Origin of the sequence: Ancylobacter sonchi (assembly GCF_018390695.1) — a bacterium.
In the GTDB taxonomy this organism is placed as follows: domain Bacteria; phylum Pseudomonadota; class Alphaproteobacteria; order Rhizobiales; family Xanthobacteraceae; genus Ancylobacter; species Ancylobacter sonchi.
This window is the reverse complement of record NZ_JAHBGF010000011.1, coordinates 24,569-49,349: the sequence shown is the minus strand read 5'-3', so window position 1 is coordinate 49,349 and position 24,781 is coordinate 24,569. Positions and strand designations below refer to the sequence as shown.

Below are 24,781 nucleotides of genomic sequence, written 5' to 3'. Positions count from 1 at the left end.
AAGCCGTCGCAGGTTCCGGGACGGAAACCAAGAGGGGGAGACAGATGAGTCGCGTTGCGTTGGTCACCGGCGGCACCCGCGGAATCGGTGCGGCGGTCTGCGAAGCGTTGAAGGCAGCCGGCTACAAGGTCGCCGCCAACTATGCCGGCAACGAGGAGGCCGCCGCCGCGTTTACCGCCGCGACCGGCATTCCCGCCTTCAAATGGGACGTGTCGGATTTCGAGGCCTGCAAGGCCGGCGTCGCCAAGGTGGTGGCGGAAGTCGGGCCGGTCGACGTGCTGGTCAACAATGCCGGCATCACCCGCGACGGCATGCTGCACAAGATGACCGCCGAGCAGTGGTACGCGGTGATCAACACCAATCTGAACTCGCTGTTCAACATGTCCAGGCAGGTCATCGAGGGCATGCGCGAGCGCAATTTCGGCCGTATCGTCAACATCTCCTCCATCAACGGCCAGAAGGGCCAGATGGGGCAGGCCAACTATGCCGCCGCCAAGTCCGGCGATCTCGGCTTCACCAAGGCGCTGGCGCAGGAAAACGCCAATAAGGGCGTGACGGTAAACGCGATCTGCCCCGGCTACATCGCCACCGAGATGGTGAAGGCGGTGCCGCAGGAAGTGATCGAGAAGAAGGTGCTGCCGCACATTCCGGTCGGCCGGCTCGGCGAGCCGGAGGAGATAGCCCGTTGCGTGGTGTTCCTCGCGGCCGACCAGGCGGCGTTCATCACCGGCTCGACGCTGACCGTCAATGGCGGCCAGTACATGATCTGAGCCGTGAGGCTCCGTTCGGTCCGGCGTTGAGGACCTTGCCGGTGGCGGTGCCGGGCTCGCCCTTGAGGCGGGCGCCCGCGCCGTTCCGGCCATCGGACTCCCGTTCGCCGGCGTCGATTTCGAGCTTGGCGACGATGGCGGGCCATTGGCGTGAGCGTTCCACGACGCCTCGTCGATTCTGACCCCCGTCTGCGGCGATGCCGACGCCGGCACGGCTGCCGGATGAGAATGCGCTGAAGACGACGACGGAATGGGCGACGTTCATCGCCGCGCCTTGCCGTCGGAGGCTGTCGCGAGCCTGCGCGAAGGACCCGAGGTCCATTTCCGTCGCCTCGATCCGGTGGAGTGGGGGAGGGGACGCCCACTCCGGGGGCCTCGGAAGGAAGGGCTTGGCGGCGCGGTGGACGACGGTCATAAGGGGCTTCCGCTTCAGGTGCCCCCATATCCGCTTCGAGTTCCCCCGCTCCGATGTCGTCCGCTTCGATTTCGCGCTCCGCCGCCACGCTCATCGGCCTGTCCGCTATCCTGCTCTGGGCGACGCTGGCGCTCGCCACCTCGGCGACCGGCGCGGTGCCGCCCTTCCTGCTCACCGCGCTGACCTTCGCGATCGGCGGCGCGGTCGGGCTGGTCGCGGCGATGGTGCGCGGCGTCGGGCTGGCGGCGCTGCGCCAGCCCTGGCCGGTCTGGCTGCATGGCGTCGGCGGGCTGTTCGGCTATCACTTCTTCTATTTCTCGGCGCTGAAGCTGGCGCCGCCGGCCGAGGCCGGGCTGATCGCCTATCTCTGGCCGCTGCTGATCGTGCTGATGTCGGCGGCTTTGCCGGGCGAGCGCCTGCGCCCCGCCCACGTCATCGGCGCATTGATGGGGCTGGCCGGCACGATCCTGCTGCTCGGCGCCCGTGCCGGTGGCTTCGGCTTCTCGCCGGAATACGTGCCCGGCTATGCGGCGGCGGCGCTGTGCGCGGTGATCTGGTCGAGCTATTCGGTGCTGGCGCGCCGCTTCGCCAAGGTGCCGACCGAGGCGGTGGCCGGCTTCTGCCTGGCGACGGCGGCGTTGTCGGTGCCCTGCCATCTCCTCTTCGAGCCGTCGATCTGGCCGTCGGGCGCGACGGAATGGCTGGCGATCGTGGCGCTCGGCATCGGGCCGGTCGGCATCGCCTTCTACACCTGGGATATCGGCATGAAGCGCGGCGACATCAGGCTGCTCGGCGTCGCCTCCTATGCGGCGCCGGTGCTGTCGACGCTGCTGCTGGTCGCCACCGGCTTCGCCAGCGCCAGCTGGGCGCTGGCCGGCGCCTGCGCGCTCATCGTCGGCGGCGCCGGCGTGGCGACATTGCTGGCGCGCCGCTGATTGCCGGAGAGGTCAGCCCGGCTGCCAGCCGGGCGGTGCGAGTTCGAAGCCGGCAAACTCGAAACCCGGCGCCACCGTGCAACCGACCAATGTCCAGTCGCCGAGGCTTTCCGCCGCCTGCCAGACGCCGCGTGGTACCACGCGCTGGGGCTCTTCGCCGGCGGCGAGGTCGGGGCCGAGCGGCAGAGCCTCCACCGGTCCGGCATCGGTCGCCGCCAGCGAAAGCCGGAGCGGCGCCCCGGCATGCCAATGCCAGATCTCCACGGCGTCGACCCGGTGCCAGTGCGAGACTTCACCGGCGGCCAGCAGGAAATAGATGGCGGTGGAGGCCGAGCGGCCATCCTCCAGCCGGTGTGGGTCGCGGAAGGTCTCGCGGAAATGCCCGCCCTCCGGATGGGGGAGGAGGCCGAGCCGGGCGATGATGTCGGCAGCTTGAAGCATGGGCGCCGCCATCGCCGTCAGCCCCGGAACCGGCTCTTGAGTTCGCGCAGTTCGGTAAACACCGCCGCCGGGTCGGCGTCGGGCAGGCCGAGCTTCACCGCTAGCTCGGGATCGTCGGCGCGCAGGAACGGGTTGCTCGCCTTTTCCACGCCGATGCTGGTCGGCAGCGTCGGCTTGTCCTCGGCGCGCAGAGCCTCGGCCTGCGCGAGGGCCTCGCGCGAGGCGGCATTGTCGGGATCGACATGCACCGCGAAACGACCGTTGGAGACGGTGTATTCGTGCCCGCAATAGACCGCGATGTCGTCCGGCAGCGCCCGCAGCCGCAGCAGCGAGTTCCACAGCACCGGCGGATCGCATTCGAAGGGGCGCCCGCAGCCCATGACGAACAGGGTGTCGCCGCTGAACAGCAGCCTCTCGCCCTCGAACAGGAAGACGATGTGGCCCTTGGTGTGGCCGGGCGTCTCCAGCACCCGGCCGACGAGGTTGCCCACCGCCACCGGATCGCCGTCCACCACCGCGAAATCCAGGCCGGGAATGGTGTCGCGCTCGGCCTTGGGGCCGATCACCGTCGCCCCGTAGCGGGCTTTCAGCGCCTCGACCCCGGCAATGTGGTCGGTGTGGTGATGGGTGACGAGGATATGCGTCAGCGTCCAGTTCTCGCGCTCCAGCGCGGCGAGCACCGGCGCCACTTCCGGCACGTCGACGACCGCGGTCGCCTCCGTCACCGGGTCGCGCAGCAGCACGGCGTAATTGTCGGCGAGGCAGGGGATCAGGCGAAGCTCGACCGGCATTGGGTTCCTCGGCGGGCGTTCCCGATTGGGGGGCGGACGGCGTCCTCGGACGGGGAGGGCGTGTCGCCCGGCAGCGTCATCGGGACAGTGCCGGGCGATACGAGAGCCGGCTCAGCGGCATTCCTGCGCGGCGCGATCCACGGCCGCCGAGATGCCGCTCAGCGAATAGGTGTCGGTGGTGACGTTGCCACGCACCGAGGAACTCTTCACCACCACGTCCTTGCCGCGCTTCATGGCGTCGAGCAGGCGGTTCTCCTCGGCGACGTTGCGCACCCAGGCGCCGGAGCCGCGCGTATAGAGGTCGAAGGAGGCCGGGCCGATGGTGAGGGTGGCGTCCGAGCCCTCCTTGAGCGGGAAGCCCATGACAACGCTGATCTCGTTCTTCACGTTCTCGGCGGTGCGGGTGCTCACGAAGAAATAGGCGGGATCGCGGCTCAGGCCCGCGGGTGCACGCGTCTTCGGCTGGGAGAGCGCGTAGCAGATCTTGCCACTGCCGCTATCGTCCAGATAAACGCCCCAGTCGCCGAACTGACCGACCAGCTTCGGCGCCGCTTCGGCGCCCGCCGTTCCGATGAGTACCAGTGCCAGGCCGGCGAGTGCCGCGCGCGCCATGCGTCGTGCCATCGTCGATCGCTCCTGTGTTTATGCTTCCGCCGCGGATGCGGCTCCGCTCGATGCTCCGTTCAGACCGCTAAAGGGATATCTGCCCCTCGGACGGCTGTGAACCCTCCCGACCGGGATGTGACCGCTTTGCCGGAGAATTGGGCTCATCTTCGAGTGATTTTATCGGGGAGGTAAATGAAGCCTTACGGCGGCGAGTGGAAACCGTGGAAAGCCTTCACTCTCATGTGATTCGCTCGAGCGCCCGTCGAGCGGCCTCGCGATGGGCCGGCGTGATGTGGGCAGCGAGCAGGTTGAGCGCGGTGGCGAGCACGGCGGCGTCGTCGCTGAAGCCGAGCACGGGCAGGATGTCGGGAACCGCGTCCGTGGGCAGCAGGAAATAGGCGAGCGAGCCGAACAGCACCGCCCGCACCTTCACCGGCGTGTCGCGATCGAGCGCGCAATAATAGGCGGCGGCCGCATCGGCGGCGAAGGGGATGCGGGTGGCGACGCCGGCAAGCTTGCGCCAGAAGCCGGCGCGTACCCGCGTCTCGTTGCCCGCCTCGTCGTCACCGGTGAAGCGCTGGGCATCGCTGAAGTCGAAATCGTCGGCGAAACCGTCGGCGGGGCGGGCGGTCATCTGACCCTCGTGCGTCATGGCCATGAGATGGCCCCGCTCATCCTCATCCGCAATATGTCCGGCGCAAGGCGAAACCGGCCGCGTGGCAGCGCTCTACATCAACGGATAGGCCGCTTCGACGCGATAGGGGCCGCCGCCCACCGAATCGCGCGAGGAATACAGCACGAAGCGCGACACCTCGAAGGTCGGCGAGCGGAAATAGCCGCGCAGCGACAGATAGTCCGCCACCTGCCGCGGTGCCGCGTCGCGCAGCCGGGCGAGGGTAACGTGCGGGCGGAAATTGCGTCCCTCGGGCGGCAGGCCGATGCGCTTCATCAGCCGCTCGTGCTCGGCCTGCAATTCGGTGAGCGCGCTATTGGTCTTCACCGCGGCGAAGATGGCGCGCGGCTTGTTGTTGCCGAACTGGTCGACGCCGTCGAGCGTGAGGTCGAAGCCGAAGCGGTCGACCTCGTCGAGCGCCGCCGCCGCGTCGCGCGCCACCGCGTGGTCGACGTCGCCGATGAAGCGCAGGGTGACATGATAAAATTCCGGGTCGATCCATCGCGCTCCCGGCAGGCCGCCGCGCAGCATCGACAGCGTGCCGGCGACATGGGCCGGAATTTCGAGGGCGGTGAAGAGTCGCGGCATAGCCGGCCTCCCTGTTAGCCTCGGGATTATCAGCAACGATTTGATACGGATTCGCTATCCGAGGAAAAGCATAAAAATAGGGCAGCGATGGATATGACGGCAGCATGTCAGTCACAATCCTCGGCGAAGCTGACGGCCCGATGCGAAGCCTGTATGGTGAACCGCCATGACCGAATCGTTCGTCGACCCCGACTCCGCCGCTCCTTCCGAACTGCCGGAGGGGCCGATTGCGTTCGCTTCGGTCGCGTCGATCTACCGCTATCCGGTGAAGGGTTTGACCCCGGAACGGCTCGACGTCGCCGAGCTGGCCGCCGGAGGCTATTTCCCCGGCGACCGGCTGTTCGCCATCGAGAACGGTCCATCGGGGTTCCTTGCCGAGGCGCCGGCCTTCCAGCCGAAGATCAAGTTCCTGATGCTGATGCGCAACGAGCGGCTCGCCGCTCTCGAGGCGCATTACGAAGATGCCGCCACCACGCTCTCCATCCGCCATGAGGGCAGTGAGGTGGCGCGCGGCGACCTCTCCACCGAGGAGGGGCGGGCGGCGATCGAATTGTTCTTCCAGCGCTATGCCCGCTACGAGCTGCGTGGCGCGCCGAAGGTGCTGGCGGCGCCGGAAGGCTTCCGTTTCGTCGACACTACCGAGGGCTACGTCTCGCTGATCAACCTCGCCAGCTGCCAGGCGCTGGAGGCGATGACCGGCAAGCCTGTGGATCCGCTGCGCTTCCGTGCCAATCTCTATCTCGCGGGCATGGAGCCGTGGGAGGAGATGGATCTGGTGGGGCACACCATCGAGATCGGCGAGCAGGTGCGGCTGAAGATCACCGAAACCATCGTGCGATGCGCGGCCACCAATGTCGATCCGGTCACTGCGGTGCGCGATCTCGACATTCCCGGCACGCTGATGCGCCGTCTCGGGCACAATCATTGCGGCATCTTCGCCGAAGTGGTGTCCGGTGGTGCGATCGCTGAAGGCGACGCGGTGCGCCTGCGGCTCTAGCGGCACCGTTCCGGCCCGCCGCGTCTGCATCGCGGCACCTTCCCGACCTGCTTTCGACGTCGGCTTCGAGCCGAGGGCGCCTCGGCATGCCCAACGCCGACGGACGGCTCGGCAGTTCCTCGCAGTCCATCCAGAAACGCAACAGCCCGGCACGAGGCCGGGCTGCAGGAATAGTCAGGCCGATCTTCCGGCCGCGGGTCGGCTCACTCGCCGGCTTCGGCGGGCTCCGCCGGGGTCTCGCCTTCCGCATCGGTGCGGCGATAGCGCCGGCGACGGGTGCGCGGCTTGGCGGCGTCATCGGTGGTCGCTTCCGCCTCGGGGGCCGGGGTCTCGGGGGGCGTCGGCTGGGCGGCGGCGGCGGCAGAAGCGGCGCGGCTCCGGCGCGCGGGCGGCGCAGCGGGGACCGGTGCGGCAGGAGCCGGCTCGGGCTGAACCGCGACGGGCTCCGGCACGACCTCGACCACCGGCGCGGGCGCCGGAACCGCCGGCGTCACCGCTGCGGGGGCCGGGCCGGTGCTCTGGGTGATGAAGGCCGGAAGGCCGATCTCGGCCTCGACATTCGGGCCGAGGGTCGGCTGCGGCTGGTTGGCCGGGTCGCGGTAATTCTCGCGTCCTTCGCGATAGGGGCGCTCGCCGCGCTCCCAGCGGTTCTGCCGCGGCGGCTGGTCGGAGCGATGATCGCGGTCGTCGCGCGGACCGCGTTCCTGGCGCTGGTTGTTGCGGTCCTGATTGCGATCCTGGTTACGGTCGCGATTGTCGCGATTATCCCGGTTGTCGCGGTTCTCGCGATTGTCACGGTTCTCGCGATTGTCACGGCGATTGTAGTTGTCGCGGTCGCGGAAGCCGTCGCGGTTGGGCTCGCGTCCACCTTCCTCGCGCTGCTGCGGGGCCTCGCGCTGCGGCTGCTGGAACTGCGGGTTCGGCTGGGCTTCGCCGGTTTCCTCGAAGTCGAATTCGTCCTCGTCCTCGTCCGGGCGCTGGAACGGCTGTCCCTGCACGCCGAACTGAGCCTGCACCGCGGCGATGATGCGGAAATAATGCTCGGCGTGCTGGAGATAGTTCTCCGCCGCCACCGGGTCGCTGGAAGCCTGCGCGTCCCGGGCGAGCTGGAGATATTTCTCGGCGATGGTCTGGGCGGTGCCGCGAACTTTCACGTCGGGTCCGTTGGATTCATAGACCCGGGTGAGCGGGTTCTGACCGCGCCGGTTGCCGTTGTTGTTGTTGTTCCGGCTACGCATACGCTTCTGCTGGTTATTATTTCGCATTGAGTCTGGTCTCTGCTGCCGCACGCCGGGAGGGGCCGAAGCGCCGTTTCCGGGAGTGTGCGAGCGGGTCAACTAGCTTCGGGGGTCCGTATCGTCTTCGTTTGCGTCACAATCGTCGGTATCGGGCGCAGCCTTCGGAAAAAATCTCGACCGGGCAATTCCTGAGCGTCTCGGCGTCGGGGCCGGCGGAAACCCGCCACACTGTCCGCTCGCGCGGTACAACCCTGGAGGTCGATCACCCGGCAGAGCCCCCGGAACATGTGCGAAACGGTGGGGCAAACCCGCCTTTCGCTTCCAGGAGCCAGATGCAACCGGACGAGCCGGCCGCCGCCGTGGCAATTTCACCCTGCCGGCACGCCCTGAGCGTTACCGTCAGCCTCACGCCTTGCCGCATGGTCTCACGCGGTCAGATGCCTGAAGCAATCCTGTCCTAGGTGACATCGGCCTCCCTTGCGGGAGAACTTCCGATCAGGGGACCGTCCCGGCCGCGCAAGCCGTTCCAAAGTCTGCATCCTGACGGTGAATGATGTCTCAGGTCGATTCCTGAGACCGGACACTAATCGGTTCGGTAGTCCGTTCCAAGCCCTTTTTTGCTGCGGGCCGGCAATCTCACGCCGGTGTGGTAACGAGAGCGCGGGCTATGCCGGCAAGGTCGGCACGTGCCGGACCGTCAATGCCGAGCCCGGCCTCCTCGACCAGCCGCGCCACCGCCCGTTCCTGTCCCACTCCCAGTTCGAGGATGGCCCGGCCACCGGGCAATAATAGGGCAGTCAACTGAAGGGCAATCGCGCGATAGGCCTCCAGCCCATCCTCGCCGCCATCGAGAGCCATATGGGGATCGTGGGCGCGCACGTCCACCTCCAGCCCGGCAATGGCGGTGGTTTCGATATAGGGCGGGTTGGAGACGACGAGATCGAAGCGGCCGCCGAGCGCGCTTCCCCAGTCGCCGACGAGCACCGCCGAGCGCGTCCCGAGGCCGAGGGCGGCGAGGTTGGCGCGCGCCTGCCGCGCCGCGCCTTCCGCCCGGTCGACGCCGATGCCAAAGGCGTTCGGGCGCTCGGAGAGGATGGCGGCGAGGATCGCGCCGCTGCCGGTGCCGAGATCGAGCACGCGCAGCGGCCGGAGCCGCTCGGGAAAGGCTTTGAGGGCGGCTTCCACCAGCGTCTCGGTGTCCGGGCGCGGCACCAGCGTCTCGGGGGAGAGCGCGAAGTCGAGGCTCCAGAATTCGCGCTTGCCGGTCAGCCGGGCCAGCGGCTCGCCGGCGGCACGGCGGCGGGCGAGGTCGCGCAGCCGTTCCGCCTCGCGCGCCTCGACGGCTGCGTCGCCGCGGGCGATCAGCTCGACATCGCCGAGGCCAAGCGTCTGGCGCAGCAGCAGCCGGGCCTCGCGCACCGGCTCGTCGAGGCCGGCACCGGCGAGCAGCCCGGCGATCTCGCGGATCAGCGAGGCTCGGGTGGTCGTCATTGGCTAGTTCCAGCCGGCCGATTCGGCCTCGGCCAGCAGCGCCGCCTGATATTCGGTCACCAGCGCGTCGACGAGATCGCCCAGCGCGTCGCCGGCGACGATCTCCGGCAGCTTGTACAGGGTGAGGCCGATGCGGTGGTCGGTCACCCGGCCCTGCGGGAAGTTGTAGGTGCGGATGCGCTCCGAGCGGTCGCCGGAGCCGACCTGCAGCTTGCGCTCGCTGGCACGGGCGGTGTCGCGCTTCTCGCGCTCGGCCTCGTAGATGCGGGCGCGCAGCATGCCCATGGCGCGCGCCTTGTTCTTGTGCTGCGAGCGCTCGTCCTGCACGGCGACGACGGTGCCGGTCGGGATATGGGTGATGCGCACCGCCGATTCGGTCTTGTTGACGTGCTGTCCGCCGGCGCCGGAGGCGCGGAACACATCAATGCGCAGGTCGCCCTCGTCGATGGCGATGTCGACCTCCTCGACCTCGGGCAGCACCGCCACGGTGGCGGCCGAGGTGTGGATGCGCCCCGAGCCCTCGGTCTCCGGCACCCGCTGCACGCGGTGCACGCCGGATTCGAACTTCAACTTGGCATAGGCGCCGCGCCCGTGAATGGCGGCGACGATTTCCTTGTAGCCGCCGGCGGTGCCCTCGCTGGTGGACATAACCTCGACCGACCAGCCGTTCAGCGCCGCGAAGCGCTCATACATGCGGAACAGGTCGCCGGCGAACAGGGCCGCCTCGTCGCCGCCGGTGCCGGCGCGCACTTCCAGGATGACGCCGCGCTCATCCATGGCGTCCTTGGGCAGCAAAGCGAGGCGCACGTCGTGGGCGAGCGTCTCGACCTTCTCCTCCAGCTCGGCGGCCTCGGCGGCGGCGAGCTCGGCCATTTCGCGGTCGCCGGCGGCGTCCTCGGCGAGGTGGCGCGCATCGGCGAGCTCGCGCTCGGCGGCACGCAGCGCCTTCACCCGCTCGATCAGCGGCGAGAGGTCCGCGAACTCGCGCGACAGCCGCACATAGGCGTCCGCCTCCGGGCTGGCGGAGAGCGCGTGTTCGATTTCGGCGTGACGGGCGAGAAGCTGGTCGAGCCGGGCGTCGGGGAGAGTGGTGGTCACAGGGGCAGGCCGGTGGTTTCGGCGAAGGCTTTCAGATGCGGGCGCAGGCTCGCAATATGCGCCTCGCTCTTCAGCAGCGGCTCGACCAGCCGGGCGACGGCGCCGAGGTCGAGATCAAGGAACATCGCCTTCACCGGGCCATAGGCGGCCGGCGACAGCGACAATTTGCGATAGCCGATGGCGGCGAGCGCCAGTGCCTCCAGCGGCCGCGAGGCGAGCTCGCCGCACAGCGTCACCGATTTGCCGTGCCGCTCGGCGGCGTCGGCTATGGTCTTCAGCGCATTGAGCGCCGCCGGGGAGAGCGGGTCGAAGCGGTCGGCGACGCGCGGATTGCCGCGGTCGGCGGCGAACAGGAACTGCACCAGGTCGTTGGAGCCGACCGAGGCGAAGTCGATGCGCTCGAACAGCGCGTCGAGCTGGAACAGCAGCGAGGGCACTTCCAGCATCACCCCGACCAGCACCCGCTCGGGCAGGCCGTGGCCGTGGCGGCGCAGATGCGTGAGCTCGCGCTCGACGATGTGGCGGGCACGGTCGAATTCCTCCACCGCCGCCACCATCGGGAAGATCAGCCGGAGCTCGCGGCCGTTGGCGGCGCGCAGGAGGGCGCGCACCTGGCTGCGCAGCAGGCCGGGCCGGTCGAGGCCGAGGCGGATCGCCCGCCAGCCCAGCGCCGGGTTCTCCTCCTCGATCGCCCGCATATAGGGCAGCACCTTGTCGCCGCCGATGTCGAGGGTGCGGAACACCACCGGCCGGCCGTCGGCCGCATCGAGCACCGCGCGGTAGAGCTTGAGCTGCTCATTGGTGCGCGGGAAGGCCGAGGCGATCATGAACTGCAATTCGGTGCGGAACAGGCCGATGCCCGACGCCCCGGTCTCGTCGATATGCGGCAGGTCGACCAGCAGGCCGGCATTCAGGTGCAGGTCAATGGCGACGCCGTCGCGGGTGACGGTCGGCACGTCGCGCAGCGCGGCATATTGCTCCAGCCGCTTGGCGCGGAACCGCACCTTCTCGACATAGACGCCCTCGACATCGGTGGGCGGGCGCACATGCACCTCGCCGGAGACGCCATCGACGATCACCGGGTCGCCGGCATCGACCAGGCCGACGATGTTCTCGATATGCCCGACCGCCGCGATGTTGAGCGCGCGCGCCACGATGGTGAGGTGGCTGGTCGCCGCGCCCTCTTCCAGAACCAGGCCGCGAATGCGGGTGCGGTCGTAGTCGAGCAGCGCCGCCGGGCTCATGTTGCGGGCGACGATGATCGCATTGTCGGGCAGCGCCATCTTCTCCGGCCCGCCGGCGCGGCCGGTGAGCTGGCGCAGCAGCCGGTTGGCGAGGTCGTCGAGATCGTGCATCCGCTCGCGCAGATACGGGTCGGTCATGCGCAGCATGCGCGCGCGAGTGTCCGACTGCACGCGCTCGACCGCGCCTTCCGCCGTGAGGCCGGTCATCACCGCCTCGCGCATGCGGTTGATCCACCCGCGGTCGTGGGCGAACATCCGATAGGCTTCGAGGATCTCCCGGTGCTCGCCGACGCGGGCGACGCCCTCGTCCTCCAGCATGGTGTCGATGGAGGCGCGCAGTGTCTCGACCGCGTGGTCGAGTCGGTCGAGTTCGCCCGGGACGTCGTCGGCGATGACCTTGGTCACCTCGATGCGCGGCTCGTGCAGCACCACATGGCCGAGGCCGATGCCCTCGGAGAGCGCGCTGCCGGTGAGGTGCAGCGGCCGGCGGGCGGCGGGTTCGGCGCCGGGCAAGGCGAGGGCGGTGAGCTCGCCGGAGGCGATGATCTCGGCGAGCACCATGGCGGTGGTCTGCAGCGCCTCGATCTCTTCCTCTGTGTAGGAGCGATGGGCGCGATTCTGCACCACCAGCACGCCGAGCGTGTTGCCGGCCCGCAGGATCGGCACGCCGAGGAACGAGTGGTAGATCTCCTCGCCCGTCTCCGGCCGGTAGGAGAAGGCCGGATGCGCCTGCGCGTTGGAGAGGCTGATCGGCTCGGCCTCGCGGGCGACGGTGCCGACGAGGCCTTCGTCGATGCGCATCACCGTGAGATGCACGGCGCTGCGGTTGAGGCCCTCGGTGGCGTAGAGCTCCAGCGTGCCGTCGACTCTCAGCACATAGACCGAGCAGACCTCGGCCACCATGTTGGCCGCGATCAGGACCACGATCTTGTCGAGGCGGTCCTGCGCGCTGACCGGCTCCGCCATCACTTCGCGCAGGCGGCGCAGCAGCACGCGCGGACCACCGAGCGCGCTACGCATCGGCCGTCCCTGGATTCCGGTCCGTCTCGGAATTGTCCGAGGCCCGGATCTGTCGAAGAATCGGCGCGGCGAAGGCCGCGCCGCCGAAATGATGCCGTCAGGCGTCGAGCCCGTATACCGAATGCAGCGTCCGCACGGCAAGTTCGGTATAGGCCGCATCGATCAGTACCGAGATCTTGATCTCGGAAGTGGAGATGGCACGGATGTTGATGCCGCGCTCGGACAGCGCCTTGAAGGCGCGGGCCGCCACACCGGCATGTGAGCGCATGCCGATGCCGATGATCGAGATTTTCACCACATCGGTGGCGCCCTCGATGGTGCCGAAGCCGATTTCCGACTTCACCGGGGCGAGCGTCGCCTTGGCGCGCTCGAAATCGGCGGTCGGCACGGTGAAGGTGATGTCGGTGAAGCCTTCCGCCGACACGTTCTGCACGATCATGTCGACATTGATGTTGGCGTCGGCCAGCGGCACGAAGACGTTGGCGGCGATGCCCGGCTTGTCCGGCACGCGGCGGATGCTCACCTGGGCTTCGTCGCGCGCGAAGGCGATGCCGGTGACGACTTCACTCTCCACGATTTCCTCCTCGTCGCAAATCAGGGTGCCCGGCGGGTCGCCGGCGGTCTTGAGTTCCGGAGCGTCCGGGTCGGTGAAGCTGGAGCGCACGAAGGTGCGCACCTTGTGCACCATGGCCATCTCGACCGAGCGCACCTGCAGCACCTTGGCGCCCAGCGACGCCATTTCCAGCATCTCCTCGAAGGCCACCTTGTCGAGGCGCTTGGCCTTGGGGACGATGCGCGGGTCGGTCGTGTAGACGCCGTCGACATCGGTGTAGATGTCGCAGCGATCGGCCTTGATGGCGGCGGCGACCGCCACCGCGCTGGTGTCCGAGCCGCCGCGCCCCAGCGTGGTGATGCGCCCGGTCGGCTCGTGGATGCCCTGGAAGCCGGCGATGACGGCCACTTCGCGGCCGGCGCCGAATCGGCGGACGATCTCGTCGCCGTTCACCGACAGGATGCGGGCCGAGCCATGCGCGTCATCGGTGGAGATCGGCAGCTGCCAGCCCTGCCAGGAACGGGCCGGAATGCCCATGTCCTGCAGCGCGACGGCCAACAGACCGGACGTCACCTGCTCGCCGGAGGCGACGATGGCGTCGTATTCGCGCGAATCATACAGCGTCGCCGCCTCGCGGCACCAGGCGACCAACTCGTTGGTCTTGCCGGACATCGCGGAGACCACAACCGCGACCTCGTGCCCGGCCTCGATCTCGCGTTTGACGTGGCGGGCGACGTTCTTGATGCGCTCAATGTTCGCGACGGACGTGCCGCCGAACTTCATCACCAGACGTGCCATGGGAAGAAACCGTACCGCTTTGTTCTTATGTCGGGCGCGAGGGAGGCATCCCCCGGCCGAAAAGGCGCGTATACATATCCACCTCGTGCCCCGCCCGCAACGCCTGCGCGCAGGGGAGCGCGAGCTTGGAATTCTTCCCGGCTGCGACGTATCGCGGCCGGTTCCGCCCGATGGACCTGAGAGCGCCTGATGACCGAGACCGCCGACACCGCCACCACCGTCGATCCTCGCGAAGTGGAGCGCTTCGCCGCGCTCGCCGCCGAATGGTGGAATCCGCGCGGCAAGATGGGGGTTCTCCACAAGTTCAATCCGGTACGGCTCGCCTATCTGCGCGAGAAGATCGTCGCCCATTACGGCCGCGACCCCCGCGCCATGCGCCCGCTCGAGGGGCTACGCCTGCTCGACATCGGCTGCGGCGGCGGCCTCTTGTGCGAGCCGCTGGCGCGGATGGGGGCGAGCGTGGTCGGCATCGATCCGGCCGAGCGCAATGTGCGCGTCGCCTCGCTGCACGCCGAGCAGAGCGGCGCGCCGGTCGAGTACCGCGCCACCACCGCCGAAGCGCTGGCCGAGGCGGGCGAGCGCTTCGACGTCGTGCTGGCGATGGAGGTCGTCGAGCATGTCGCCGATGTCGGGCTGTTCGTGAACAGCGCGGCGGCGATGGTGAAGCCGGGCGGTCTGATGTGCGCGGCGACGCTGAACCGCACCGGCCGCAGCTTCGCCCTCGCCATTGTCGGCGCCGAATATGTGCTCGGCTGGCTGCCCAAGGGCACGCATGACTGGAAGCGCTTCGTCACGCCGGAGGAACTTGCGGCGGCGATGAGTGCCGGCGGCCTCGCGGTGACCGACCGCGAGGGGGTGGTGTTCAATCCGCTCCTCGGCGAATGGCGCCGGTCGCGCGATCTCGGCGTCAACTACATGATGCTGGCCGAGCGGCCGGCCTAGCCTGTCGCGCCGCTCTCAATAGACGATGCGGTTCTCCGGCCGGGTGATCGGCACGAAGCTTTCCGCCTCGCTCGGAGCCGGCGGCGGCGGCAGGGTGTGCAGGTACACCGCGGTAGCGCCGGCGGCTCGCAATATGCCGAGCGCCCGCGCCTCGTGCGTGGTGTCGCGGGCATAGACCCAGAGCAGCAGGCCGCCATCGCGCAGGTGCCCGGTCATCGCGGCGGAGTGCTCGCGGCCGAACAGCCGCGCCAGCCACAACCCGACCGCCCCGCCGACGCCGCAGGAGGCGAGGGCGACGGCGACGATGGCCAGCGTGACGCCGCCGCTGGCGGCGGTGATGACGCCGCCGATCGTCGCCGGCACATGGGCGGCGGCCGCGACGATGCCGCCCCGCGCCTCGGCCAGCGATTCGCTCTCCTCGTGGGAGGCGCGCGGCACGGCGAACGGGTCCGCCAGCTCGCCGGTCGCCAGCCAGTCGCGGCCGAGCCGACGCCGGACGGTCTCTTCGCTGGCGAGGATGCTGAGTTCGCTGCGGTCGAAGCCGGCGGTCTCCAGATCCTTGACGGCGCGCTCCAGGTCCTGGGCAGAGCCGAAGAGGCCGACTGCCTCTTTGCGGGCCGGGTGTTCACGGGCGTCGAAAGCCATGACGGCCTCCCATGTTGCGGGCGGCCGAGCGCCACCCGACATGCCCATTATAGCGCAGAACGGCGCCCTCGGCCGTGCCTTGCCGGGCGTCGGCGCGGATCGGTATTTTCTGGTCGCGGCCCCCCTTCCGTTGCCCATCTGCCACACTACATGAGGTCGGGCGGGCTGCCTGATCGGGGTCCGTCGCGGCGGCCGGGATACGGGCGCCGCCGTCCCGCATGAGCCGTTCGTGCTTCCGAGACGAACGGGGGGCCAGGAGGCAAAGACCTATGAATTTCGAGACCTATACCGAGCGCGCGCGCGGTTTTATCCAGTCTGCCCAGTCGCTTGCCCTTCGCGAGGGCCATCAGCAGTTCACCTCCGAGCATCTGCTCAAGGTGCTGCTCGACGATCCCGAGGGGCTGTGCGCCGGGCTGATCCAGCGCGCCGGCGGCGATGCGCGCATGGTGCTCGCCGACACCGAAGCCGCCTTGAACAAGCTGCCCAAGGTACAGGGTTCCGGCGCCGGGCAGGTCTATCTCGCGCCGGCGACCGCGCGGGTCTTCGACGCCGCCGAGAAGGCGGCGAAGAAGGCCGGCGACGGCTATGTCACCGTCGAGCGGCTGCTGCTGGCGCTCGCGCTGGAGAAGGACAGCGAGGCCGGCAAGATCCTCAACAAATCGGGTGCGAGCCCGCAGAAGATCAACGCCGCCATCGAGGTGCTGCGCAAGGGCCGCACCGCGGACAGCGCCACCGCCGAGAACGCCTATGACGCGCTGAAAAAATACTCCCGCGACCTCACCAAGGACGCCCGCGAGGGCAAGCTCGACCCGGTGATCGGCCGTGACGAGGAAATCCGCCGCACCATCCAGGTGCTGGCGCGGCGCACCAAGAACAACCCGGTGCTTATCGGCGAGCCCGGCGTCGGCAAGACCGCCATCGTCGAGGGCCTCGCTCTGCGCATTGTCGATGGCGACGTGCCGGAGAGCCTGAAGGACAAGAGCCTTTTGGCGCTCGACATGGGTGCCTTGATCGCCGGCGCGAAATATCGCGGCGAGTTCGAGGAGCGGCTGAAGGCGGTGCTCTCCGAGGTGCAGGCGGCCGAGGGCGGCATCGTCCTGTTCATCGACGAGATGCACACGCTGGTCGGCGCCGGCAAGGCGGACGGGGCGATGGATGCCTCCAACCTGCTCAAGCCCGCGCTGGCGCGCGGCGAGCTGCACTGCGTCGGCGCCACCACGCTCGACGAGTACCGCAAGCATGTCGAGAAGGATCCGGCACTCGCCCGCCGCTTCCAGCCGGTCTTCGTCTCCGAGCCGACGGTGGAGGACACGGTGTCCATCCTGCGCGGCATCAAGGAGAAGTACGAGCTGCATCACGGCGTGCGCATCACCGATAGCGCGCTCGTCGCGGCGGCCACCCTGTCGAACCGCTACATCACCGACCGCTTCCTGCCGGACAAGGCGATCGACCTCATCGACGAGGCCGGCTCGCGCCTGCGCATGCAGGTCGACAGCAAGCCGGAGGAGCTCGACAGCATCGACCGCGAGATCGTCCGCCTGCGCATCGAGCAGGAGGCGCTCAAGAAGGAGAGCGACGCCGGCTCGAAGGACCGGCTGAAGAAGCTGGAGAAGGAACTCGCCGATCTCGAGGAGCAGTCCTCGTCGATCACCTCGCGCTGGAAGGCGGAGAAGGACAAGCTCGGCGACGCCCAGAAGCTGAAGAGCGACCTTGAGAAGGCGAGAGCCGACCTCGCCATCGCCCAACGCAATGGCGAGTACCAGAAGGCGGGCGAGCTGGCCTACGGCACCATCCCGGCGCTGGAGAAGAAGCTTGCCGAGATCGAGACCAAGGATCTCGCCGCCGAGGTGAAGGCCGGCTCGATGGTCGAGGAGGCGGTGACGCCCGATCACATCGCCGGCGTGGTGTCGCGCTGGACCGGCGTGCCGGTCGACAAGATGCTCGAAGGCGAGAAGGAAAAGCTGCTGCGCATGGAAGAGGAGCTTGCCAAGCGCGTCATCGGCCAGAAGGAGGCGGTGGAAGCCGTCTCGACGGCGGTGCGCCGCGCGCGGGCCGGCCTGCAGGACCCGAACCGGCCGATCGGCTCGTTCATGTTCCTCGGCCCGACCGGCGTCGGCAAGACCGAGCTGACCAAGGCGCTGGCGGCCTTCCTGTTCGACGACGACACCGCGCTCGTGCGCGTCGACATGTCCGAGTACATGGAGAAGCACGCGGTCGCCCGGCTGATCGGCGCGCCTCCCGGCTATGTCGGCTATGAGGAGGGCGGCGCCCTCACCGAAGCCGTCCGGCGCCGGCCCTATCAGGTCGTGCTGTTCGACGAGGTGGAGAAAGCGCATCCGGACGTGTTCAACGTGCTCCTTCAGGTGCTGGACGATGGTCGCCTGACCGACGGCCAGGGCCGCACGGTCGACTTCCGCAACACGCTGATCATCATGACCTCGAACCTCGGTTCCGAGTTCCTGGTGAGCCAGCCGGACGGGCAGGACACCGAGGCGGTGCGTGACGAGGTGATGGACGTGGTGCGCGGGCACTTCCGGCCGGAATTCCTCAACCGCATCGACGAGATCGTGCTGTTCCACCGGCTGCGGCGCGAGCAGATGGGTGCCATCGTCGATATCCAGGCGAAGCGTCTGCAGAAGCTGCTCGACGAGCGCAAGATCCAGCTGGAGCTGACCCCCGAGGCGCGGGACTTCCTCGCCGAGAAGGGCTACGACCCGGCCTATGGCGCGCGTCCCCTCAAGCGGGTGATGCAGAAGCTGCTGCAGGATCCGCTGGCCGGCCGCATCCTCGCCGGCACGGTGAAGGATGGCGACGTGGTGAGCGTCGAGCGTGGGGCGGGCGAACTCCTGTTCGACACCCGTCCCTCGGTGGAGGAGGCCGCCTGACGGCGGTCGCTCCGACCCGATGATACGCGGCGCGGCCCGGTGAGGGCCGCGCCGTCGTCATTTCAGGAGGGTGTCTGCGTAAGCGGTCCGCCTTGCCGCCGGCCTCGCCGCGCGCCACACTCCGCCGGCGTCGCTTTCAGGCGCCCGCGGAGTGCCCCATGTTGATCGGCCTCAACCTGTTCGTCGTCGTGCTTCTGGTGCTGGCGATCGCCACCATCTTCGCCGGCGTGAAGACCGTTCCGCAGGGCTACCAGTACACGGTGGAACGATTCGGCCGTTACACCCGCAGCCTGACGCCGGGCCTCAACATCATCATCCCGTTCATCGACCGCATCGGCACCCGGATGAACATGATGGAGCAGGTGCTCGACGTGCCGACGCAGGAGGTGATCACCCGCGACAACGCCACGGTGGCGGTGGACGGCATCGCCTTCTTCCAGGTGTTCGACGCTCCGCGCGCCAGCTACGAGGTCGCCCGGCTGGATCTCGCCATCCTCGCGCTGACCACGACGAACATCCGCACCGTGATGGGCGCCATGGATCTCGACCAGCTGCTGTCGCACCGCGACGAGATCAATGAGCGCCTGCTCAAGGTGGTCGATGCCGCCGCCGCGCCCTGGGGCGTGAAGATCACCCGCATCGAGATCAAGGACATCGTGCCGCCGGCCGACCTCGTCACCGCCATGGCGCGGCAGATGAAGGCGGAGCGCGAGAAGCGTGCGGTGGTGCTGGAGGCGGAAGGCCAGCGCCAGTCGGAGATCCTGCGCGCCGAAGGCGAGAAACAGGGCCAGATCCTTCAGGCCGAGGGACGGCGCGAGGCCGCGTTTCGCGACGCCGAGGCGCGTGAGCGCCTCGCCGAGGCCGACGCCAAGGCGACGCAGATGCTGTCCGCCGCGGTGGCGTCCGGCGATCCGGCGGCGCTGAACTATTACATCGCCGAGAAATATGTGAAGGCGCTGGAGGCAATGGCGACCGCGCCCAACCAGAAGACGCTGATCCTGCCCTATGAGGCGACGGCGGTGATCGGCTCGCTGGCCGGCATCGCCGAGATCGCCCGTGGCGCCTTCGGCGAGGCGGCCGTTCCGGCACGACCGCGCATGCGGCCTACCGGTCCGGCCTCCGGCGCGCCGGCCGATCCGTCGGCCTGAGGGAGGCGGCGGTGACGCTTCTGGCGGAGATCGGTATCTGGATCTGGTTCATTGTCGCCGGCCTGCTGCTGCTCGGCGAGTTGCTGCTGCCGGGCGCCCAGTTGATCTGGCTCGGCGTGGCGGCGCTGGCGACCGGGCTGGTCGTGCCGCTGTTCGAGATCGGCTGGCAGGGCCAGGTGGCCGTCTATGTGGTGCTGGCCTTCGTCATGCTGCTGCTCGGCCGGCGGCTTTTCCCCCGCGTGCCGAAGGCGAGCGACCGGCCGTTCCTCAACCGGCGCACCGAGGCGCTGATCGGCCGGGCCTTCGTGCTGCGCGAGCCGATCGCCGGCGGCGTCGGCCAGGTGCGGGTCGACGACACGGTGTGGCGCGTGGTGGGCGAGGATTGCCCGGCCGGGGCGCGGGTCATCGTCACCGGCGTCGACGGGGCGACGCTCAAGGTGCGTCCCGAGGGAGCGGCGGCCTGAGCCAGCTCCCTCGAGTGTTGGCGGCCCTCGGTCTCAGACGTTGCTGGCGAGCAGCGCGTCGAGTTCGGGGCGGAAGGTCTCGGCGATGTCGGGTCGGGCCAGCGCATAGGCGACGTTGGCCATCAGGAAGCCGAGCTTCGAGCCGCAATCATAGATCGAGCCGTCGAAGGTGACGCTGTAGAAGTCCTGCTTCTTGGCCAGCTTCAGCATCGAGTCGGTCAGCTGGATCTCGCCGCCGGCGCCGCGTTCCTGGGTCTCCAGCAGGTCGAAGATCTCCGGCTGCAGGATGTAGCGGCCGGAGATGGCGAGGTTGGAGGGGGCGACCTCCTTCTTCGGCTTCTCGACCATCTTGGCGATGCGGTGCACGCGGTCGGAAATCTCGTCGCCCTGCCCGACGATGCCGTACTGGTCGGTCTGGTCGTGCGGCACCTCGTAGACGGCGATGTGGTTGCCGCCGCCCACCTTGTCATAGGCCTCGACCATCTGGGCGAGGCAGCTCTTGCCGTTGCGCGGCTTGTGCAGCATGTCCGGCAGCAGCAGCGCGAAAGGCTCGTTGCCGATGATGTCGCGGGCGCACCACACCGCGTGGCCGAGGCCAAGCGGCAGCTGCTGGCGGGTGAAGCTGGTCTTGCCCGGGCCCAGGGTCTCGGCGCGCAGCGTGTCGAGCAGCTGGTGCTTGCCGCGCTCGGAGAGCGTGGCCTCGAGTTCGTACTGGCGGTCGAAATGGTCCTCGATCACGCCCTTGTTGCGGCCGGTGACGAAGACGATGTGCTCGATGCCGGCGGCGCGCGCCTCGTCGACGACATGCTGGACGACCGGGCGGTCGACGACGGTGAGCATTTCCTTGGGAACCGCCTTGGTGGCGGGCAGGAAGCGGGTGCCGAGACCGGCAACGGGAAGGATCGCCTTGCGAATATGGGTCATCTGCAACTGGGTCCGTTCTTGAAAAATGAGCGGGTCGAGCCGGATCGGTCTAGGTGGGCGCGTATGAACCTCAACTTAACGTGTGAAGCCTGCCAATGACAAAAATCATGTGACAGTTCCGGCTTCTCCACCGCAGCATCGTCGCGGAGATCGGTTGCGTGGAGGTATTATCGCGCCCCTCACGCTGGGAAATGTCAAAAACCGAACTGACGTTAAGTCCACGTAAAACATGCCGAGGCCCTAATCGGTACGGACTTGCGTATCAGAGGTCTCGACATGCGTACAGCGTCGGTTTCCGGCAGCCGCCTAACGGGCGGGATGGCCGCTTTTGTCCTCGCCATCGGGCTCGGGGGCTGCGCCTTCTCGGAGGACGTGACCGGCACCGTCGCCACCTCCGGGCCCCCGCCCATGCCGGCGCGGGCGGCACCGCCGCCGCCGCGCATCGCCTCGGCGCCGGCACAGCCGACCGGCTCGTCGCATCCCGACATGCAGCCGGCCGCGCTGCGTGCGGCGGAGGCGAATTTCAGCCGCTGCATCGCGTCGCTGGAACCCAAGGCCCGCCAGGCCGGGGTGTCGGCCGCCGGCTTCCGTCGCCTCACCGCCGGGCTCACCCCGGACATGTCGATCATGAAGAAGCTGGAGACCCAGCCGGAATTTTCCCGCACGCCCGGCGAGTATGTCGAGATGCTGGTCTCCGAGACCCGTATCCAGAAGGGCCGGCAGGCTATGGCGGAGAACGCCGCCGTCTTCCAGGCGGTCGAGCGCACCTATGGCGTCGATCCCTATGTGGTGGCGGCGATCTGGGGCATCGAGACCAATTATGGCGGGGCGCGCGGCTCCTATCCGGTGATCCAGGCCACCGCGACGCTCGCCTGCGTCGGCCGCCGCCAGGCCTATTTCCGCGACGAATTCGTCGCCGCCCTGCGCATCGTCGATCGCGGCGACATTCCCGAGAGCCATCTGCGCGGCTCCTGGGCCGGCGCCTTCGGCCTCACCCAGTTCATGCCGACCGCCTTCCAGCGCGACGCCATCGACTTCGACGGCGACGGCCATCGCAACGTCGTCGATTCCGTTGCCGATGCCATGGGTTCCACCGCCAACAAGCTGAAGCGCGGCGGCTGGAAGCCGGGCATGAGCTGGGGCTACGAGGTGGTCGCCCCGCGCAATTTCGACTACCTGCTCGCCGACAAGAGCATCCGCAAGCCGCTGCGCGAATGGGCGGCGCTGGGCGTGACGCGGGCGAGCGGCCAGGCGTTCCCGAATGGCGAGGCCACGGCCTATCTGCTGCTGCCCTCCGGCGCCAATGGCCCGGCCTTCCTGATGACCGACAATTTCCGCGCCATCCTGTCCTACAACCCGGCCGACGCCTATGCGCTCGCCATCGGCCATCTCGCCGACCGCATTCGCGGCGGTGGGCCGTTCGTCACGCCGTGGCCGGAGGACATGCGGATGCTGTCGCGCGCCGAGCGTTCCGAGCTACAGCAGCGCCTTGCCTCGCGCGGCTTCGATCCCGGTTCGGCCGACGGCACCATGGGGCAGAAGACCCGCATCGCCGTGCGCGAGTTCCAGGTCAGCGTCGGCATGCTGCCCGACGGACATCCCACCGGCGACGTGCTGGACCGGCTGCGCAACTAGCGTGCGGACCTCGCGCCGTGCCCGCCTCATCGGTCGCCGTCGCCGCGATGCCGGCCGATGAGGCTTGAAACCGCCGCGATATTGGTTCACCGCTTGCGGACGATGGATCTCACGGACCGGACGGGGCAGAGACGGCGGATGGGACCGGAGGGCGGCGCGCCTTCCGCGCGGGTGCTGTTCGCCGGCACGGCGCTCGGTCTGCTGATGCTCGTTGTTCCCGAGGCGCCGGCGCTGGCGCAGGCGGACTGGTTCCGCCCGCCCGCCGATGTCGGCCAACCCTCGCGCGCCGCGCCCCCTCAGCAGCAACAGCCGCAGCGGGCGCGACCGGCGCAGCAGCCGCGCCGCCAGCCGCAGGCCGCCCCGCAGCGCCAGGCGCCGCCACCGCAGCAGCCGCGTGTCTGGAATCCGTTCCAGCCCTTCATCGACTTGTTCCAGCCACCGGACGAGCCGCGCTATGCGCCGGGCCGACCGCGTGACTTGATGCCGCCACCTCCTGCCGTCGCCGCGCCGTCGCGGCCGGCGGTCGAGACCCCCGCCGAGCCGCGCGGGACGGTCTATGCCAGCGCCGCCAAGGCGCGGGAGGAGCGCGGCGAGGAACTGAAGGGGCTGGTGCTGGTGCTCGGCGACGAATATGCCGAGACGCTGGCGCAGGGGCTCGCCGACGCCTTCGCCGCCGACCGCGAGGACCTTGCGGTGGTTGGCCATGCCGAAGCCGGCTCCGGCTTCGCGCCGGGCAGCTCCTATGACTGGATCAATGGCGGGCGCACGCTGGTCGCCTCGGAGGCGCCGAGCGCGGTGGTGATCTTCGCCGGCAGCGCCGACCTTGCGCCGATCCGCGACGGCGCCGGCAGTGCGGAATTGTTCGACGAGCGCTGGCGGGCCATCTATGGCCGGCGCATTGACGATCTGCTGCTCGGCCTGAAGCTGCAGGGCCGCCCGGTGGTGCTGGTCGGCCTGCCGCCGGTCGACGATGCCGATGCCAGCGAGCGCAACGCCCGGCTCAACGAATTGCTCGCCGAGCATGCCGAGCGGGCGGGGGTGAGCTTCGTCGACGTCTGGGACGGCTTCGTCGACGAGAACGGCAAGTTCATGATGTCCGGCCCGGCGGTGGATGGACAGCGCCGCCGCTTGCGTACCGCCAACGGCATCGGCTTCACCCGTGCCGGCGGGCGCAAGCTCGCCTTCTTCGTCGACCGCGAGCTCGGCCCGCGGCTCGAGCATCAGGAATTGCCGGCGCCCGGCGATCCGGTGGCGGCGCGGCCGTCGATCATCATGCTGACCGGGGCGGGGGCCGGAGTCGGCGCCCGCACGCTGGCCGGCGCGGTGGCACCAGTGGCTGCTCCTCCGCCTCCGGGCGTGGCAGCGCCGGAGACCGAGGACGGCGCCGTGCGGCTCCTGGTGCGCGGCGAGCCGCTGCCGGCGGTGAGCGGGCGCACCGACGATTTCAGCTGGACGCCGCCGCAGCGCGCCGAGGACGGCGCCATCGCCCCGGCGGCCGCTCCCAAGGCGCCCGCCGAGGCTGCTGTCCCCGCCGCGGCTCCCGCGGCTCCATTCCCCATGGGTACGCCGGCTCCGACGACTCCCTGACGGTTCAGGCGGCCAGCCAGTCGCGCTTGGTCTCCGTCACCCGCGCCCAGATCGCGTCGCTGTCCGGCACGTCGAGCTGGAACACTTCGGCGAGCAGGTGGCCGAACTCGTCCGCTCCGGAGATGCGGCGTTCCTCCACGCCGCTGTCGGTCAGGATGCGGCGCGTGTGGTTGAAGATGCCCTCGGTGCGGCCGGGGGCGTGCCGCTGGATGACGAGATTGGCGATGAAGGGCGACGAGCTGTCGGTGATCAGGAAGGTATGGGCACCGGCAATGCGTGCCTCGTCGCCATAGCCGGGGCGGAAGTCGAAGCTCGGCGCGGCGCCATGCGCGTGATTGTGGAAGCGCAGCCAGCCGCCGTCCTCCTCGGTGATGGCATAGGCCCGCCCGCGCTGCACCACCGTGCCCGGCCGCATCGGGATCGGCGCGAACAGCGCGTCGCCGAGTCCGACCTCCGCGAGCCAGGGTTCGTCGAGGTCGACCTGCACCGTCAGGTGGTTGCCGACCGCGAGGTCGCCGAAATCGACCCGCCGCACCCCGCCGCACAGCCGGGTGACGCGGAAACCGAGTGCCGACAGCGCGGCGCCGAACAGGCCGTTCATCTCATGGCACCAGCCGCCGCGGCGGTAGGCCGGGCCGCCGCCGACCATCTTGGCGAAGGCCGAGCGCGGGGAGGCGTCGATCGGCCAGCCCATGAAGGCGTCGATCGCCTCCCAGGTGAAGCTGGTCACATGGGCGAGGTGCAGCGCGCGCAGCGCGTCGAGGTCCGGCGTCGCGGGGCGCGGCAGGCCGATGCGGGCGAGATAGGCATCGAGCTCGGCTTGGGTGAGGGTGGTGTCGGCAGCGGCGGTCATGTCGTGTCCTTCGGGCATGCGGCCTCGCCGCCTGCGTGCA

The 24,781-nt window shown here is 69.1% G+C and carries 23 protein-coding genes; 9 read left to right on the top strand and 14 right to left on the bottom strand.

Annotation, left to right across the window (positions count from 1 at the left end; translation table 11 throughout):
- Positions 1–44 precede the first annotated feature (44 nt).
- The gene (gene phbB, locus KHC28_RS03675) at positions 45–770 is read left to right on the top strand and encodes an acetoacetyl-CoA reductase (protein WP_214006982.1); all 726 of its coding nucleotides are present in this window, start codon (positions 45–47) and stop codon (positions 768–770) included.
- On the opposite strand, the gene KHC28_RS03670 is transcribed toward phbB, so the two are convergent.
- A complete protein-coding gene (locus tag KHC28_RS03670) occupies positions 745–1,185 on the bottom strand; it encodes a hypothetical protein (RefSeq protein WP_214006981.1) in 441 nt (146 codons plus the stop codon). The two genes, phbB and KHC28_RS03670, sit on opposite strands and share 26 nt — an antisense overlap.
- Positions 1,186–1,238: 53 nt before the next feature.
- Between KHC28_RS03670 and yddG the strand changes: the two genes are divergently transcribed.
- The gene (yddG, locus tag KHC28_RS03665) at positions 1,239–2,120 is read left to right on the top strand and encodes an aromatic amino acid exporter YddG (RefSeq protein ID WP_214006980.1); all 882 of its coding nucleotides are present in this window, start codon (positions 1,239–1,241) and stop codon (positions 2,118–2,120) included.
- A 12-nt stretch (positions 2,121–2,132) separates the two neighbouring features.
- On the opposite strand, the gene KHC28_RS03660 is transcribed toward yddG, so the two are convergent.
- The 5 genes from KHC28_RS03660 to thpR form a co-directional block, all read right to left on the bottom strand.
- Entirely contained in the window at positions 2,133–2,561 is a 429-nt protein-coding gene (locus tag KHC28_RS03660; RefSeq protein ID WP_246564265.1) for a cupin domain-containing protein, read from the bottom strand.
- A 17-nt stretch (positions 2,562–2,578) separates the two neighbouring features.
- Entirely contained in the window at positions 2,579–3,352 is a 774-nt protein-coding gene (gene gloB, locus KHC28_RS03655; RefSeq protein WP_214006978.1) for a hydroxyacylglutathione hydrolase, read from the bottom strand.
- Positions 3,353–3,463: 111 nt separating this feature from the next.
- Positions 3,464–3,976, bottom strand: a complete 513-nt coding sequence (locus KHC28_RS03650) for an invasion associated locus B family protein (RefSeq protein WP_214006977.1) — start codon at positions 3,974–3,976, stop codon at positions 3,464–3,466.
- Positions 3,977–4,196: 220 nt separating this feature from the next.
- The gene (locus KHC28_RS03645; RefSeq protein WP_214006976.1) at positions 4,197–4,592 is read right to left on the bottom strand and encodes a YkvA family protein; all 396 of its coding nucleotides are present in this window, start codon (positions 4,590–4,592) and stop codon (positions 4,197–4,199) included.
- Positions 4,593–4,685: 93 nt separating this feature from the next.
- Positions 4,686–5,219, bottom strand: a complete 534-nt coding sequence (thpR, locus tag KHC28_RS03640; protein WP_214006975.1) for an RNA 2',3'-cyclic phosphodiesterase — start codon at positions 5,217–5,219, stop codon at positions 4,686–4,688.
- 166 nt (positions 5,220–5,385) lie between these two features.
- Here thpR and KHC28_RS03635 point away from each other — a divergent pair, with 166 nt between their 5' ends.
- The gene (locus KHC28_RS03635) at positions 5,386–6,216 is read left to right on the top strand and encodes an MOSC domain-containing protein (protein WP_214006974.1); all 831 of its coding nucleotides are present in this window, start codon (positions 5,386–5,388) and stop codon (positions 6,214–6,216) included.
- 203 nt (positions 6,217–6,419) lie between these two features.
- Here the strand turns inward: KHC28_RS03635 and KHC28_RS03630 are convergent, their stop codons facing one another.
- From KHC28_RS03630 to KHC28_RS03610, 5 genes are all read right to left on the bottom strand, one after another.
- Positions 6,420–7,454, bottom strand: a complete 1,035-nt coding sequence (locus tag KHC28_RS03630; protein WP_246564263.1) for a DUF4167 domain-containing protein — start codon at positions 7,452–7,454, stop codon at positions 6,420–6,422.
- Positions 7,455–8,090: 636 nt separating this feature from the next.
- Positions 8,091–8,945, bottom strand: a complete 855-nt coding sequence (gene prmC / locus KHC28_RS03625) for a peptide chain release factor N(5)-glutamine methyltransferase (protein ID WP_214006972.1) — start codon at positions 8,943–8,945, stop codon at positions 8,091–8,093.
- A 3-nt stretch (positions 8,946–8,948) separates the two neighbouring features.
- Positions 8,949–10,043 carry a peptide chain release factor 1 gene (gene prfA, locus KHC28_RS03620; protein ID WP_214006971.1) on the bottom strand — a complete coding sequence of 365 codons (1,095 nt, stop codon included), beginning with the start codon at positions 10,041–10,043 and terminating at the stop codon, positions 8,949–8,951.
- A complete protein-coding gene (ptsP, locus tag KHC28_RS03615; RefSeq protein ID WP_214006970.1) occupies positions 10,040–12,307 on the bottom strand; it encodes a phosphoenolpyruvate--protein phosphotransferase in 2,268 nt (755 codons plus the stop codon). The genes prfA and ptsP overlap by 4 nt, the downstream gene beginning before the upstream one ends.
- A 97-nt stretch (positions 12,308–12,404) precedes the next feature.
- Complete coding sequence (locus tag KHC28_RS03610) at positions 12,405–13,658, bottom strand: aspartate kinase (RefSeq protein ID WP_214006969.1); 1,254 nt, start codon at positions 13,656–13,658, stop codon at positions 12,405–12,407.
- Between the two features lie 189 nt (positions 13,659–13,847).
- Between KHC28_RS03610 and ubiG the strand changes: the two genes are divergently transcribed.
- Positions 13,848–14,600 carry a bifunctional 2-polyprenyl-6-hydroxyphenol methylase/3-demethylubiquinol 3-O-methyltransferase UbiG gene (gene ubiG, locus KHC28_RS03605; protein WP_214006968.1) on the top strand — a complete coding sequence of 251 codons (753 nt, stop codon included), beginning with the start codon at positions 13,848–13,850 and terminating at the stop codon, positions 14,598–14,600.
- 15 nt (positions 14,601–14,615) lie between these two features.
- On the opposite strand, the gene KHC28_RS03600 is transcribed toward ubiG, so the two are convergent.
- Entirely contained in the window at positions 14,616–15,245 is a 630-nt protein-coding gene (locus KHC28_RS03600; protein WP_214006967.1) for a hypothetical protein, read from the bottom strand.
- 269 nt (positions 15,246–15,514) lie between these two features.
- On the opposite strand from KHC28_RS03600, the gene clpB reads away from it, so the two are divergent.
- From clpB to KHC28_RS03585, 3 genes are all read left to right on the top strand, one after another.
- The gene (gene clpB / locus KHC28_RS03595) at positions 15,515–18,130 is read left to right on the top strand and encodes an ATP-dependent chaperone ClpB (RefSeq protein WP_214006966.1); all 2,616 of its coding nucleotides are present in this window, start codon (positions 15,515–15,517) and stop codon (positions 18,128–18,130) included.
- A 158-nt stretch (positions 18,131–18,288) separates the two neighbouring features.
- The gene (locus KHC28_RS03590; protein WP_376772592.1) at positions 18,289–19,278 is read left to right on the top strand and encodes an SPFH domain-containing protein; all 990 of its coding nucleotides are present in this window, start codon (positions 18,289–18,291) and stop codon (positions 19,276–19,278) included.
- Between the two features lie 11 nt (positions 19,279–19,289).
- Positions 19,290–19,742, top strand: coding sequence for an NfeD family protein (locus KHC28_RS03585; RefSeq protein ID WP_312893068.1), 453 nt, complete (start codon positions 19,290–19,292; stop codon positions 19,740–19,742).
- Between the two features lie 33 nt (positions 19,743–19,775).
- Here KHC28_RS03585 and galU read toward each other — a convergent pair whose 3' ends face one another.
- Entirely contained in the window at positions 19,776–20,666 is an 891-nt protein-coding gene (gene galU, locus KHC28_RS03580) for a UTP--glucose-1-phosphate uridylyltransferase GalU (RefSeq protein WP_214006965.1), read from the bottom strand.
- Between the two features lie 318 nt (positions 20,667–20,984).
- On the opposite strand from galU, the gene KHC28_RS03575 reads away from it, so the two are divergent.
- Both KHC28_RS03575 and KHC28_RS03570 read left to right on the top strand, forming a co-directional pair.
- Positions 20,985–22,301, top strand: coding sequence for a lytic murein transglycosylase (locus KHC28_RS03575; protein WP_246564260.1), 1,317 nt, complete (start codon positions 20,985–20,987; stop codon positions 22,299–22,301).
- A gap of 138 nt (positions 22,302–22,439) precedes the next feature.
- Positions 22,440–23,888 (top strand): SGNH/GDSL hydrolase family protein, encoded by a 1,449-nt coding sequence (locus tag KHC28_RS03570; RefSeq protein WP_214006963.1) that lies wholly within the window; start codon positions 22,440–22,442, stop codon positions 23,886–23,888.
- A gap of 4 nt (positions 23,889–23,892) precedes the next feature.
- On the opposite strand, the gene KHC28_RS03565 is transcribed toward KHC28_RS03570, so the two are convergent.
- Positions 23,893–24,741 carry an arylamine N-acetyltransferase family protein gene (locus KHC28_RS03565; RefSeq protein WP_214006962.1) on the bottom strand — a complete coding sequence of 283 codons (849 nt, stop codon included), beginning with the start codon at positions 24,739–24,741 and terminating at the stop codon, positions 23,893–23,895.
- Positions 24,742–24,781: the final 40 nt, after the last annotated feature.

Coding starts and splice junctions, on each gene's coding strand:
- phbB (WP_214006982.1), top strand. CDS start 45: ATGAGTCGCGTTGCGTTGGTCACCGGCGGCACCCGCGGAATCGGTGCG.
- KHC28_RS03670 (WP_214006981.1), bottom strand. CDS start 1,185: ATGACCGTCGTCCACCGCGCCGCCAAGCCCTTCCTTCCGAGGCCCCCG.
- yddG (WP_214006980.1), top strand. CDS start 1,239: ATGTCGTCCGCTTCGATTTCGCGCTCCGCCGCCACGCTCATCGGCCTG.
- KHC28_RS03660 (WP_246564265.1), bottom strand. CDS start 2,561: ATGCTTCAAGCTGCCGACATCATCGCCCGGCTCGGCCTCCTCCCCCAT.
- gloB (WP_214006978.1), bottom strand. CDS start 3,352: ATGCCGGTCGAGCTTCGCCTGATCCCCTGCCTCGCCGACAATTACGCC.
- KHC28_RS03650 (WP_214006977.1), bottom strand. CDS start 3,976: ATGGCACGACGCATGGCGCGCGCGGCACTCGCCGGCCTGGCACTGGTA.
- KHC28_RS03645 (WP_214006976.1), bottom strand. CDS start 4,592: ATGACCGCCCGCCCCGCCGACGGTTTCGCCGACGATTTCGACTTCAGC.
- thpR (WP_214006975.1), bottom strand. CDS start 5,219: ATGCCGCGACTCTTCACCGCCCTCGAAATTCCGGCCCATGTCGCCGGC.
- KHC28_RS03635 (WP_214006974.1), top strand. CDS start 5,386: ATGACCGAATCGTTCGTCGACCCCGACTCCGCCGCTCCTTCCGAACTG.
- KHC28_RS03630 (WP_246564263.1), bottom strand. CDS start 7,454: ATGCGTAGCCGGAACAACAACAACAACGGCAACCGGCGCGGTCAGAAC.
- prmC (WP_214006972.1), bottom strand. CDS start 8,945: ATGACGACCACCCGAGCCTCGCTGATCCGCGAGATCGCCGGGCTGCTC.
- ptsP (WP_214006970.1), bottom strand. CDS start 12,307: ATGCGTAGCGCGCTCGGTGGTCCGCGCGTGCTGCTGCGCCGCCTGCGC.
- KHC28_RS03610 (WP_214006969.1), bottom strand. CDS start 13,658: ATGGCACGTCTGGTGATGAAGTTCGGCGGCACGTCCGTCGCGAACATT.
- ubiG (WP_214006968.1), top strand. CDS start 13,848: ATGACCGAGACCGCCGACACCGCCACCACCGTCGATCCTCGCGAAGTG.
- KHC28_RS03600 (WP_214006967.1), bottom strand. CDS start 15,245: ATGGCTTTCGACGCCCGTGAACACCCGGCCCGCAAAGAGGCAGTCGGC.
- clpB (WP_214006966.1), top strand. CDS start 15,515: ATGAATTTCGAGACCTATACCGAGCGCGCGCGCGGTTTTATCCAGTCT.
- KHC28_RS03590 (WP_376772592.1), top strand. CDS start 18,289: ATGTTGATCGGCCTCAACCTGTTCGTCGTCGTGCTTCTGGTGCTGGCG.
- galU (WP_214006965.1), bottom strand. CDS start 20,666: ATGACCCATATTCGCAAGGCGATCCTTCCCGTTGCCGGTCTCGGCACC.
- KHC28_RS03575 (WP_246564260.1), top strand. CDS start 20,985: ATGGCCGCTTTTGTCCTCGCCATCGGGCTCGGGGGCTGCGCCTTCTCG.
- KHC28_RS03570 (WP_214006963.1), top strand. CDS start 22,440: ATGGGACCGGAGGGCGGCGCGCCTTCCGCGCGGGTGCTGTTCGCCGGC.
- KHC28_RS03565 (WP_214006962.1), bottom strand. CDS start 24,741: ATGACCGCCGCTGCCGACACCACCCTCACCCAAGCCGAGCTCGATGCC.